Annotated in this window: 12 protein-coding genes; 10 read left to right on the forward strand and 2 right to left on the reverse strand. The window is 63.6% G+C overall.

Going from position 1 to position 12,231, the window contains the following annotated elements; translation table 11 throughout:
* Positions 1 to 42: 42 nt before the first annotated feature.
* Positions 43 to 1,029, reverse strand: coding sequence for a malate dehydrogenase (locus ACDELDRAFT_RS13620; RefSeq protein WP_005797690.1), 987 nt, complete (start codon positions 1,027 to 1,029; stop codon positions 43 to 45).
* A 213-nt stretch (positions 1,030 to 1,242) separates the two neighbouring features.
* Here ACDELDRAFT_RS13620 and ACDELDRAFT_RS13625 point away from each other — a divergent pair, with 213 nt between their 5' ends.
* The 10 genes from ACDELDRAFT_RS13625 to ACDELDRAFT_RS13670 all read left to right on the forward strand — a co-directional run bounded on the left by ACDELDRAFT_RS13625 (position 1,243) and on the right by ACDELDRAFT_RS13670 (position 11,346).
* Positions 1,243 to 2,031: a GntR family transcriptional regulator gene (locus ACDELDRAFT_RS13625; RefSeq protein ID WP_005797691.1), complete on the forward strand. Its 789-nt coding sequence runs from the start codon at positions 1,243 to 1,245 to the stop codon at positions 2,029 to 2,031.
* A 135-nt stretch (positions 2,032 to 2,166) separates the two neighbouring features.
* Entirely contained in the window at positions 2,167 to 2,601 is a 435-nt protein-coding gene (gene sdhC, locus ACDELDRAFT_RS13630; protein WP_005797692.1) for a succinate dehydrogenase, cytochrome b556 subunit, read from the forward strand.
* A 59-nt stretch (positions 2,602 to 2,660) separates the two neighbouring features.
* Entirely contained in the window at positions 2,661 to 3,026 is a 366-nt protein-coding gene (gene sdhD / locus ACDELDRAFT_RS13635) for a succinate dehydrogenase, hydrophobic membrane anchor protein (protein ID WP_005797693.1), read from the forward strand.
* A 22-nt stretch (positions 3,027 to 3,048) separates the two neighbouring features.
* Positions 3,049 to 4,857: a succinate dehydrogenase flavoprotein subunit gene (sdhA, locus tag ACDELDRAFT_RS13640; protein ID WP_005797694.1), complete on the forward strand. Its 1,809-nt coding sequence runs from the start codon at positions 3,049 to 3,051 to the stop codon at positions 4,855 to 4,857.
* A gap of 20 nt (positions 4,858 to 4,877) precedes the next feature.
* Positions 4,878 to 5,582: a succinate dehydrogenase iron-sulfur subunit gene (locus tag ACDELDRAFT_RS13645; RefSeq protein ID WP_005797695.1), complete on the forward strand. Its 705-nt coding sequence runs from the start codon at positions 4,878 to 4,880 to the stop codon at positions 5,580 to 5,582.
* 15 nt (positions 5,583 to 5,597) lie between these two features.
* The gene (locus tag ACDELDRAFT_RS13650; protein WP_005797696.1) at positions 5,598 to 5,912 is read left to right on the forward strand and encodes an FAD assembly factor SdhE; all 315 of its coding nucleotides are present in this window, start codon (positions 5,598 to 5,600) and stop codon (positions 5,910 to 5,912) included.
* Positions 5,913 to 5,973: 61 nt separating this feature from the next.
* Entirely contained in the window at positions 5,974 to 7,284 is a 1,311-nt protein-coding gene (locus ACDELDRAFT_RS13655; protein WP_005797697.1) for a citrate synthase, read from the forward strand.
* 131 nt (positions 7,285 to 7,415) lie between these two features.
* The gene (locus tag ACDELDRAFT_RS13660; RefSeq protein WP_005797698.1) at positions 7,416 to 8,522 is read left to right on the forward strand and encodes an S-(hydroxymethyl)glutathione dehydrogenase/class III alcohol dehydrogenase; all 1,107 of its coding nucleotides are present in this window, start codon (positions 7,416 to 7,418) and stop codon (positions 8,520 to 8,522) included.
* 201 nt (positions 8,523 to 8,723) lie between these two features.
* Positions 8,724 to 9,590 carry an S-formylglutathione hydrolase gene (fghA, locus tag ACDELDRAFT_RS13665; protein ID WP_005797699.1) on the forward strand — a complete coding sequence of 289 codons (867 nt, stop codon included), beginning with the start codon at positions 8,724 to 8,726 and terminating at the stop codon, positions 9,588 to 9,590.
* Positions 9,591 to 9,627: 37 nt separating this feature from the next.
* Positions 9,628 to 11,346, forward strand: a complete 1,719-nt coding sequence (locus tag ACDELDRAFT_RS13670; protein ID WP_005797700.1) for a phosphoethanolamine transferase — start codon at positions 9,628 to 9,630, stop codon at positions 11,344 to 11,346.
* Positions 11,347 to 11,769: 423 nt separating this feature from the next.
* Here the strand turns inward: ACDELDRAFT_RS13670 and ACDELDRAFT_RS13675 are convergent.
* A partial coding sequence (locus ACDELDRAFT_RS13675) for an SPL family radical SAM protein (protein ID WP_005797701.1) occupies positions 11,770 to 12,231 on the reverse strand: 462 nt, incomplete at its 5' end.

Genomic DNA, 12,231 nt, shown 5'->3' on the forward strand with positions numbered 1-12,231 from the left:
GCCGGCAGGCGTTTCAGCGCGGCGCACGTCGCTCATGAAGGATCAGAGCAGGTGCTTCACGCCGTCCTGCTCGCCCTGCAGTTCTTCCAGCGTCTTGTTGATGCGCTCTTGCGAGAAGGCGTCGATTTCAAGGCCTTCCACCACCTTGTATTCACCGTTTTCACAGGTGACCGGGAAACCGAACATAGTGTCCTTGGGAATGCCGTACTGGCCGTCCGATGGAATACCCATGGTGACCCACTTGCCGTTGGTGCCCAGAGCCCAGTCGCGCATGTGATCGATGGCGGCGTTGGCAGCCGAAGCTGCCGACGACAGGCCACGTGCCTCGATGATGGCGGCGCCGCGCTTGCCCACCGTGGGCAGGAACACGTTGGCGTTCCATTCCTGGTCGTTGATCATCTTGGCGACACTTTCGCCCTTGATGGTGGCGAAACGGTAGTCGGCGTACATCGTGGGCGAGTGGTTGCCCCACACGGTCAGCTTCTCGATGTCGGCCACGGCCTTGCCGGTCTTGGCAGCGATCTGGCTGGCAGCGCGGTTGTGGTCCAGGCGCAGCATGGCGGTGAAATTCTTGCGTGGCAGGTCAGGAGCCGACTTCATGGCGATGTAGGCGTTGGTGTTGGCGGGGTTGCCCACCACCAGCACCTTCACGTTGCGCGAAGCCACGGCGTTCAGGGCCTTGCCTTGTGCCGTGAAGATGGCGCCGTTCACGGCCAGCAGCTCGGCGCGCTCCATGCCGGGACCGCGGGGGCGCGAGCCGACCAGCAGGGCGTAGTCGGCGTCCTTGAAGGCGGTCATCGGGTCGCTGTGGGCGGTCATCTCCACGAGCAGCGGGAAAGCGCAGTCGTCCAGTTCCATCATCACGCCCTTGAGCGCCTTCTGGGGGCCTTCCACGGGCACTTCGAGCAGTTGCAGGATGACGGGCTGGTCCTTGCCCAGCATTTCGCCGGACGCGATGCGGAACAGCAGGGCGTAACCGATTTGACCAGCAGCGCCGGTGACAGCAACACGGACGGGCTTCTTGCTCATGGTGAAAACTCCAGGAAGTAGGGAAAAACAGGGGTTGGTGCACGTTGCACCAGCGCCTGTTACCAGCAGCCCGTGCTCCGCAAAACAGCCTTGGAGTTTACCGCCGATTGCTGCGTAAGGTCAATTTGTCTTATGTCTTATATAAGATATGATCGCACTCGGTTACATGCCACGCGAGCCCGCCTCACACACAGCCACCATCCACCCTTCGCCATGTCCTCGCTTCCGTTCAACCTTGACTCGCCCCCACCCTCCGCTGGCGGCGCAGGCACTGTGACACCGGCATTCAGCCCGCTGTACCAGCAGATCAAGGCCCTGATCCTGCAAAGCCTGCAACAGGGTGAATGGAAACCGGGCGAAGCCATTCCCAGCGAAATGGAATTGGCGGCACGCTTTCGCGTGAGCCAGGGCACCGTGCGCAAGGCCATCGACGAACTGGCCGCAGAAAACCTTGTCATGCGTCGCCAAGGCAAGGGCACCTTTGTGGCAACCCATGCCGAGCAGCATGTGCAGTACCGCTTCCTGAAGCTGCTGCCCGACACCGGGGACGCGCGCGTGGAAGGCCCGGCCCAGCGCACCGTACTGGAATGCCGGCGGGTGCGTGCAAGCGCCGATGTGGCGCGCGCCCTGGCGCTGCGCACCGGCGACCCGGTAGTACAGGCGCGGCGCATTCTGTCGTTCGGCGGTGAACCCACCATTCTCGAAGACATCTGGCTGCCCGGCCAGGCCTTCAAGGGGCTGACGGCCGACCAGATGGCCAGTTACCAGGGGCCTACCTACGCCATGTTCGAACTGGACTTTGGCGTGCGCATGGTGCGGGCGGCAGAGAAAATCCGCGCCGTGCTCCCCGATGGCGAACAGGCGCAACTCCTGCACACCACCACAGCGACGCCCCTGCTGAGCGTGGAACGCATCGCCTACACCTACAACGATGTTCCGATGGAGTTACGGCGCGGGCTTTACCGCACCGACACCCACCACTACCGTAATGAACTGAGCTGACACCAGGCTGGCACCCGAACAGAAACCTCAAAATATTGCACCAATGGAAAACCCCACTTGTTGCGTTGCAATAGAATTTTGCGTTGTTTGCACCTTCCAATTACAAAGCAGTTACATCCACGAAAGCACCCCGCCATGACAGAGCTAGCCAAAAAACGGCCTGAATTCCGCAACATCAACGCCTTCAAGGACCTCACCACCTACCGCATGACGCCGGCCGCATGGGTTTCGATCCTGCACCGAGCCAGCGGTGCGGTGATGTTCCTGCTGCTGCCGTTTGTCCTGTGGATGTTCGACACCTCGGTGTCGTCCGAGATCTCCTTTGGCACCTTCAAGGCCGCGTTCAACGCAGGCCTCGGCTTCCTTCCGGGTTGGTTCATCAAGCTGGTCGCGCTGGCACTGATCTGGGGCTACCTGCACCACATGATTGCCGGCATGCGCCACCTGTGGATGGACGTGAGCCATGAGGCCGTCAACAAGCAGTTCGGCAAGACCTCTGCCGTGGTGACGCTGACCATCAGCATTGCCCTCACGCTGGTGCTGGCAGCCAAGCTGTTCGGCCTGTACTGATTCACCCCGCGGCGGCGCCGGGCCCGGCGCACCGCGCCCCGACTGAGAGGAAACCAACTATGTCCGACAACTACGGTTACAAGCGCACCGTCGTAGGTGCCCACTATGGCCTGCGCGACTGGCTGAGCCAGCGCGTCACCGCCGCCCTGATGGTTCTGTTCACCCTGATCGTGCTCGTGCAGCTCGTGCTGACCAAAGGCCCGATCGGTTACGACCGCTGGGCCTCCATCTTCTCCAGCCAATGGATGAAGGTGCTTACGTTCAGCGTGATTCTGGCGCTGGTCTGGCACGCCTGGGTCGGCATGCGCAACATCTGGATGGACTACATCAAGCCGGTGAGCCTGCGCCTGGTGCTGCAGATTTTCACCATCGTCTGGCTGGTCGGCTGCGCCGGCTGGGGCATCCAGGTTCTGTGGCGTCTCTGATTCCCGCGACTGAAGGCAAATAATGAGCTATACCAACGCTAACATCACCAAGCGCAAATTCGACGTCGTCATCATTGGCGCTGGCGGCTCCGGCATGCGCGCCGCCCTCGAACTCTCCCGCGCAGGCCTGAACGTGGCCTCTTTGTCCAAGGTGTTCCCCACCCGCAGCCACACCGTGGCTGCCCAGGGCGGCGTTTCTGCCTCGCTGGGCAACATGAGCGAGGACAACTGGCACTACCACTTCTACGACACCATCAAGGGTTCCGACTGGCTCGGCGACCAGGATGCCATCGAGTTCATGTGCCGTGAAGCGCCCAAGGTCGTGTACGAGCTGGAGCACTTCGGCATGCCCTTTGACCGCAACCCCGACGGCACGATCTACCAGCGCCCCTTCGGCGGCCACACCGCCAACTACGGTGAAAAGCCCGTGCAGCGCGCCTGCGCGGCCGCCGACCGTACCGGCCACGCCATGCTGCACACGCTGTACCAGCAAAACGTGAAGGCCAAGACGAACTTCTTCGTCGAGTGGATGGCCCTGGACCTGATCCGCGACGCCGATGGCGACGTGGTGGGCGTCACCGCCCTCGAAATGGAAACCGGCGACCTGTACATCCTCGAAGCCAAGACCGTGCTGCTGGCCACGGGTGGTGCCGGCCGCATCTTCGCCGCATCGACCAACGCCTTCATCAACACGGGCGACGGCCTGGGCATGGCGGCACGTGCCGGCATTGCGCTGCAGGACATGGAGTTCTGGCAGTTCCACCCCACCGGCGTGGCCGGCGCTGGCGTGCTGCTGACCGAAGGCTGCCGTGGCGAAGGCGCTATCCTGCTCAACAGCAATGGCGAACGCTTCATGGAGCGCTATGCGCCCACCCTGAAGGATCTGGCGCCACGCGACTTCGTTTCGCGTTCGATGGACCAGGAAATCAAGGAAGGCCGTGGCTGTGGTCCGAACAAGGACTACGTGATGCTCAAGCTCAGCCACCTGGGTGCAGACACCATCCACAAGCGCCTGCCCTCCGTGTATGAGATCGGTGTCAACTTCGCCAACGTCGACATCACCAAGGAAGACATTCCCGTGGTGCCGACCATCCACTACCAGATGGGTGGCGTGCCCACCAACATCAACGGCCAGGTGATCACCCAGGCCAACGGCATCAACAACGCCGTCGTGAACGGGCTTTACGCAGTGGGCGAATGCGCCTGCGTGAGCGTGCACGGCGCCAACCGCCTGGGCACCAACTCGCTGCTGGACCTGCTGGTGTTCGGCAAGGCCGCCGGCCGCCACATCGTCGAGTTCAACAACAAGAACAAGGAGCACAAGCCCCTGCCCAAGGACGCAGCCGACCGCACCCTGGAGCGCTTGAACCAACTCGACAAGTCCAGTGACGGCATCTATGCCCAGGCCCTGGCCGGCGACATCCGCACTACCATGCAGCAACACGCCGGCGTGTTCCGCACGCAGGCCAGCATGGACGACGGCGTCAAGAAGATCGCCGAGATCCGCAGCCGCGTGGCGGGCGTCACGCTCAAGGACAAGTCCAAGGTGTTCAACACGGCCCGCATCGAGGCGCTGGAAGTAGACAACCTGATCGAAGTGGCCCAGGCCACCATGGTGTCCGCTGCCGCCCGCAAGGAATGCCGTGGCGCTCACACGGTCTATGACTACGAGCACCCGGCTGACCACCCCGAGTTCCCGCTCGGCCGCAACGACAAGGAATGGCTGCGCCATACCCTGTGGTACAGCGAAGGCAACCGCCTGGACTACAAGCCCGTCAACCTCAAGCCTTTGACGGTGGACAGCGTTCCTCCCAAGGTCCGTACGTTCTAAATCGTCTCGAGAGAAGAAACATGCAAAAACGCACATTCCAAATCTACCGCTACGATCCGGACAAGGACGCCAAGCCCTACATGCAGACCATCGAGATCGAACTCGACGGCCATGAACGCATGCTGCTGGACGCTCTGATCAAGCTGAAGGAACAAGATCCCACGCTGTCGTTCCGCCGCTCCTGCCGTGAAGGCGTCTGCGGTTCGGATGCCATGAACATCAATGGCAAGAACGGTCTGGCCTGCCTGACCAACATGAACACGCTCAAAGGCATCATCGTCCTGAAGCCCCTGCCTGGCCTGCCAGTGATCCGCGACCTGATCGTGGACATGACGCAGTTCTTCAAGCAGTACAACTCGATCAAGCCCTACCTGATCAACGAAGAACTGCCCCCCGAGAAGGAACGTCTGCAATCGCCCGAAGAGCGCGAGGAACTCAACGGCCTGTACGAGTGCATCCTGTGCGCGAGTTGCTCCACGTCGTGCCCGAGCTTCTGGTGGAACCCCGACAAGTTCGTGGGCCCGGCCGGCCTGCTGCAAGCCTACCGCTTCATCGCAGACAGCCGCGACGATGCCACGGGTGCGCGCCTGGACAACCTCGAAGACCCCTACCGCCTGTTCCGTTGCCACACCATCATGAACTGCGTGGACGTCTGCCCCAAGGGCCTGAACCCCACGCGCGCCATCGGCAAGATCAAGGAACTGATGGTGCGTCGCGCCATCTGATGCGGGTTCAGAACCATGGGTGAAATTTCCACCTTTGCCAGCGCTGCCGCCTCGCCCCTGCTGGACGAGCGCGCCCTGAGCCGGCTGCACTGGCGCTGCCGCAGGGGGCTGCTCGAGAACGACCTGTTCATCGAGCAGTTTTTTGCCCGCTATGAGCCCCAGCTCACCCAACGCCATGCCGACGGCCTGATGGCCCTGATGGACCTGGCGGACAACGACCTTCTGGACCTGCTGCTGCGCCGGCGCGAGCCGCAGGCCCCGTTGGATACCCAAGAAGTGCACGAAGTGCTTGGCATGCTGCGGCAAGGTGGCAGCGCGGCCGTGCAGTAGTGCCCAGGCACTGAATCGATAGCCCCAGACCGGATCATCGGAAACCCAAAGGAAAGTAACAATGAAGCTAGCTGACAACAAAGCCACCCTGTCGTTCAGTAACGGCAGCCCCAGCGTGGACCTGCCGGTCTATCAGGGCAGCATCGGCCCGGACGTCATCGACATCCGCAAGCTGTATGCGCAGACGGGCATGTTCACTTACGATCCGGGTTTCCTGTCCACGGCAGCCACCCAGTCGGCCATCACCTACATCGATGGCGACAAGGGCGAACTGCTGTACCGCGGCTACCCCATCGAGCAGTTGGCCACCCAATGCGATTACCTCGACACCTGCTACCTGCTGCTCAAGGGCGAACTGCCGAACGCCCCCCAGCGTGACGAGTTCCACAACCTCGTGATCAAGCACACGATGGTCAACGAACAAATGCAGTTCTTCCTGCGTGGCTTCCGCCGCGACGCCCACCCCATGGCCGTGCTGACGGGCTTGGTGGGGGCACTGTCCGCCTTCTACCACGACAGCACCGACATCAACAATCCCGAGCACCGCGAGATTGCCGCCATCCGCCTGATCGCCAAGATGCCTACCCTCGTGGCCATGGCATACAAGTACGGCATGGGCCAGCCCTACATGTATCCCCGCAACGACCTGAGCTATGCAGGCAACTTCCTGCGCATGATGTTCGGTACGCCCTGCGAGGACTACAAGGTCAATCCCGTGATCGAGCGCGCGATGGACCGCATCTTCATCCTGCACGCCGACCACGAGCAGAATGCATCCACCTCCACGGTGCGCCTGTGCGGCTCGTCGGGCACCAACCCCTTCGCAGCCATCGCCGCCGGCGTGGCCTGCCTGTGGGGCCCGGCCCACGGTGGCGCCAATGAAGCCTGCCTGAACATGCTGGAAGACATCCAGCGCATGGGTGGCGTGGCCAAGGTCGGCGAGTTCATGGAAAAGGTCAAGGACAAGAACTCCGGTGTCAAGCTGATGGGCTTTGGCCACCGCGTGTACAAAAACTACGACCCCCGTGCCAAGCTCATGCAGGAAACCTGCAACGAAGTGCTGGCCGAACTGGGCCTGGAAAACGATCCGCTGTTCAAGCTGGCCAAGCAGCTCGAGAAGATCGCCCTGGAAGACGACTACTTCGTGCAGCGCAAGCTCTACCCGAACGTGGACTTCTACTCCGGCATCGTGCAGCGCGCCATCGGCATCCCTGTGAACCTGTTCACCGGCATCTTCGCCCTGGCACGCACCGTGGGCTGGATCGCCCAGCTCAACGAAATGATCGGCGACCCCGAGTACAAGATCGGCCGTCCACGCCAGCTGTTCACCGGCTCGGTGCGCCGCGACGTGCAACCCCTGACCAAGCGCTGATGCACAGCGGGGCCTGCCCGCCGTCCAGCGAAAAGCCCGCCGCACCCCGGCGGGCTTTTTTTTGCCCCGCGCCTTTGCAGCCCCAGCGCCCCGTATAGTGGGCACCCCTGTCACCGTCCAACGAGTTTTTTATGAAAACCCAAGCCGCCGTCGCCTGGCAAGCAGGCCAGCCCCTCACCATCGAAACCGTGGACCTCGAAGGGCCGAAATTCGGCGAAGTACTGGTGGAAATCAAGGCCACCGGCATCTGCCACACCGATTACTACACGCTCTCCGGCGCCGACCCTGAAGGCATCTTTCCCGCCATCCTCGGCCATGAGGGTGCCGGCATCGTGGTGGACGTGGGCCCTGGCGTGACCACGCTCAAGAAGGGCGACCACGTCATTCCGCTGTACACCCCCGAATGCCGCCAGTGCAAGTTCTGCCTGTCGCGCAAAACCAATCTCTGCCAGCTGATCCGTGGCACCCAAGGCAAGGGCCTGATGCCCGACGCCACCAGCCGCTTCAGCCTGGACGGCAAGCCCATCTTTCATTACATGGGCACCAGCACCTTCAGCAACTACACCGTGGCGCCCGAGATCTCGCTGGCCAAGATCCGTGAGGATGCGCCCTTCGACAAGGTCTGCTACATCGGCTGCGGCGTCACCACCGGCATCGGCGCGGTGATCTTTACCGCCAAGGTGGAGGCCGGCGCCAACGTGGTCGTGTTCGGCCTGGGCGGTATCGGCCTGAACGTCATTCAGGGCGCCAGGATGGTGGGCGCCGACAAGATCATCGGCGTGGACATCAACCCCGCGCGGCAGGAGATGGCGCGCAAGTTCGGCATGACGCACTTCATCAACCCGAAGGAAGTCGAGAACGTGGTGGATGCCATCGTGCAACTCACCGATGGTGGAGCCGACTACAGTTTTGAGTGCATCGGCAACACCACAGTGATGCGCCAGGCCCTTGAATGCACACACAAGGGCTGGGGCCGCAGCATCATCATCGGCGTGGCCGAGGCCGGCGCGGAGATCAGCACCCGCCCCTTCCAGCTGGTCACCGGCCGCAAGTGGGAAGGCTCGGCCTTCGGCGGTGCGCGAGGCCGCACGGATGTGCCCAAGATCGTGGACTGGTACATGGAGGGCAAGATCAACATCGACGACCTGATCACCCACACCATGCCGCTGGCCGACATCAACAAGGGGTTCGACCTGATGAAGCGCGGCGAATCCATCCGCGGCGTGGTCATTTATTGATTGAACGACCGGATCAGGCCCCAGGCCCGGCCATCGCCGCTCGCCCAGAGCCTGTCAAGGGCTTACAAGAATACGCGCCCAGGCTTCGACAGGCTCCGCCCGACCAGACGGGGCGCGGCACCTGTAGCCGAAGGCGGATCCAGTCTAATCGCCACCCAGTGCTTGCCAGACCAGCGTGAACAGCTCTCCAATTTGACAGCCATGACACTCGATGCCCTTGAACTGACCAGCGAACATGCCTGCTTTGGCGGCGTGCAGCGCTTTTACAAGCACCACTCATCCGAAATCGGCCTGCCCATGCGTTTTGGCCTGTACCTGCCCGCACAGGCCCTGGCCGGGCAGAAAGTGCCCTTGCTGACCTATCTGGCCGGTCTCACATGCAATGAGGAAACCTTTGCCATCAAGGGCGGCGCCCAGCGCTGGGCGGCAGAGCTGGGGCTGGCCATTCTCACCCCGGACACGAGTCCGCGCGGCGCAGGCATCCTGGGTGAAAGCAACCACTGGGAATTCGGTGTGGGCGCGGGCTTCTATCTCGACGCCACGGAGATGCCCTGGGCTGGCCACTGGTGCATGGAGAGCTACCTCATCAAGGAATTGCTGCCGGGTGCGGGAGGCCATTTTTCGCTCGACGACCAGCGCCTGGGTCTGTTCGGGCATTCGATGGGCGGGCATGGCGCGCTCACGCTCGCGCTGCGCCACCCGGGCATTTTCCGCAGCGTTTCGGCCTTTGCCCCCATCTGCGCGCCCACCCAATGTCCATGGGGCCACAACGCCTTCATGGGCTACCTGGGGCAGGACGAAAGCACCTGGGCTGCGCACGACGCGAGTGTGCTCATGGGCCAGCAGCGCAGCGCGCCCTACCCCCGCGGCATCCTGATCGACCAGGGCCTGGCCGACCAGTTCCTGCCAACCCAACTGCACCCGCACCGGTTTGAAGAAGCCTGCGCCCAGGCCGGGCAGCTGCTTACCCTGCGGCGCCACGACGGCTACGACCACGGCTACTATTTCGTCCAGACGTTCATGCGGGACCACCTGCGCCATCACGCTGCCGGCGGGTTCGCCGATTAAGGCGCCATTAAGTCGGTTCGGCGACAATTCCGCCCCTATGTCTTCGTTCTTGCAGCGCCTGCTGCGTTTCGGCCGCGGTTCCGGCGCCATCACGCACCCTCCCCACCATTCACGCGACATCCACCCGGCCTGGGTGGTCGTGCTGGCCAGCGCCTGGCTGGCCACGGCCTGCAACGTGCCGTTGTGGCGCGAATTGACGGCGTTGCCGGGCCAAGGGACACTGCGCGGCTGGGCCTTCGTGCTCGCATTTGCCATCATCGTGGCGGCGGGCAACGCCGCCCTGCTGAGCCTGCTGGCATGGCGCTGGACACTCAAACCCGCCGTCACCGTCCTGCTGCTCATGGCCGCCTTCGGCGCCTACTTCATGCTGGCCTACGGCATTGCCATCGATGCGAGCATGCTGGTCAACGTCATGCAGACCGATGTGAAGGAGGCCGGCGACCTGCTCAACTGGCGCATGGCGGCCACCGTGGTGGCCCTCACGGCCCCACCGCTGCTGTGGCTGTACCGCCGCCCCGTGCGGCGCATGCACGCGTTTCGCCACATGGCCCACAACGGGGCGCTGCTGGTGGGCTCGATCGTGGTCATCGTGGTGAGCCTGCTGCTGGTGTTCCAGGATTTCGCCTCCACCATGCGCAACCACACCAAGCTGCGCTACCTGATCAACCCCCTCAACAGCGTGTACGCCCTGGGCAACATTGCCACGAAGCCCTTGCGGCTGGACACCAGCACACTCATGCCCCTGGGCCGTGATGCCCAGCTGGGCGCCAGCTACGCGGGCCAGCAAAAGCCGCCGCTGCTGGTGCTGGTACTGGGCGAAACCGGCCGCAGCGTGAACTTCGGGCTCAACGGCTATGTCCGCCCCACCACACCCCTGCTGTCGGCCCGCACCGACCTTGCCTCGGCACGCAACGCCTGGTCATGCGGCACCAGCACCGCGGCCTCGGTGCCCTGCATGTTCTCGCACCTGGGGCGTGACGGCTTCGAGGCGCGCAAGGCCAACTACGAGAGCCTCATCGACGTTCTGCACCATGCGGGCCTGGCCGTGCTGTGGGTGGACAACCAGGCCGGCTGCAAGGGTGTGTGCGACCGCGTCGGCGAAGTGCGCACCACCGCTCTGCAGGACCCCGCCCTGTGCCCCGATGGCGAATGCCTGGACCCCATCATGCTCAAGGACCTGGACAAACGCCTGGCCGAGCTGCCCGCCGGGCAGCGCAGCCACGGCACGGTGGTCGTCATGCACCAGATGGGCAGCCACGGCCCCGCCTACTACAAACGTTCGGCCAAGGCACTGAAGAAGTTCCAGCCCGAGTGCACGGCCACCGCGTTGCAGGAATGCACGCAGGAGCAGGTGGTCAACGCCTACGACAACAGCATCGTGCAGACCGACCAATTTCTCGATTCGGTGATCAATTGGCTCGCAGCGCAATCACAGCAAGCGCAAACAGCTATGATTTACGTAGCAGATCACGGTGAATCGCTGGGCGAGAACAATATCTACCTGCATGGCCTGCCCTACGCCATCGCGCCCGACGTGCAAAAGCACGTGCCCTGGATCACTTGGCTGTCGCCCGCCATGCAGGCGCGCAGCCGTGTCTCCACGCCCTGCCTGCAGAAAGACCTGGCCGAGCGGCGCATCACCCACGATGGCTACTTCCATTCGGTGCTGGGCCTGATGGACGTACAGACCGGCGTCTACCGGCCCGAGCTGGACGTGTTCGGCCCCTGCCGCAACGCAGCGGCGGCCAAGGGGTGACGCGCCGCTGGCCCGGCCCGCCCTGCGGGGCCGCTTGCCTTTGAGTTTGCGACAGGGCGGGGCCAGTTGCGTCGAGATGGTGGAGTGATGCCGTTGCGGCTTGGCAAAAGCCTCGCGAGGTCCGCCCCGAGGGCAAGGCCGACGGTTTGACAGCCGCGATAGCGAAGCGGTTTGCCCCCATGATCGCCGACACAGCCGCCGCGCCCTTCACCCAACCCCATGGACCGCTGGTTTGGCAGCGGCAAGCAGCCTGCAGCGTGGCCAGGGCACAGGGTTCGCCCATTGGCCCTCATACGTGATGGCGTGGTCTCGGCCGGGTGCGCCTGGAGCGAAATACGGGTCGGCAGGGGCGGCATGCCAAAGCGGCGGGCTCAGCCAGCGTGTCGCGAAATACCGCAGCCGTCTCGACCACGGCTGGCGGCGTCAGAACAGACTGCCCTGCCCCCGCAGCAACCCCGGACGGAACTGGTCAAGGTCCAGCTCGATGCGCTCGCGGTTCAGGCCCAGGCGGCGGCAGCAGGTGGCGAACCGCTGGCGCAGCAGGTCGGCCCACAGGCCTTTGCCCTTCATGCGCGTCACGTAGCTGCTGTCATAGGACCGGCCCTGTGCGCGGGCAACAGCACCCGGCTGGTGCAGATCCTGGATTCGGGCCATCACCCGGGCGGCGCGGTCAGGGTAATGCAGCTCCAGCCACTGCCGGAACAGCGCATCAAGCTCCCAGGGCAAGCGGATCACCGTGTAGAACGCGCTGCGGGCGCCGGCTTCGTGGGCGGCCTCCAGCACCTGCTCCATGTCTTCGGTAATGAAAGGAATCTGCGGCGCCACGCTCACCCCCACCGGAACGCCCGCTTCGGCCAGCGTGCGGATCGTGCGCAGCCGCCGGTG

This window comes from Acidovorax delafieldii 2AN (assembly GCF_000175235.1).
Taxonomy (GTDB): Bacteria; Pseudomonadota; Gammaproteobacteria; order Burkholderiales; family Burkholderiaceae_C; genus Acidovorax; species Acidovorax delafieldii_B.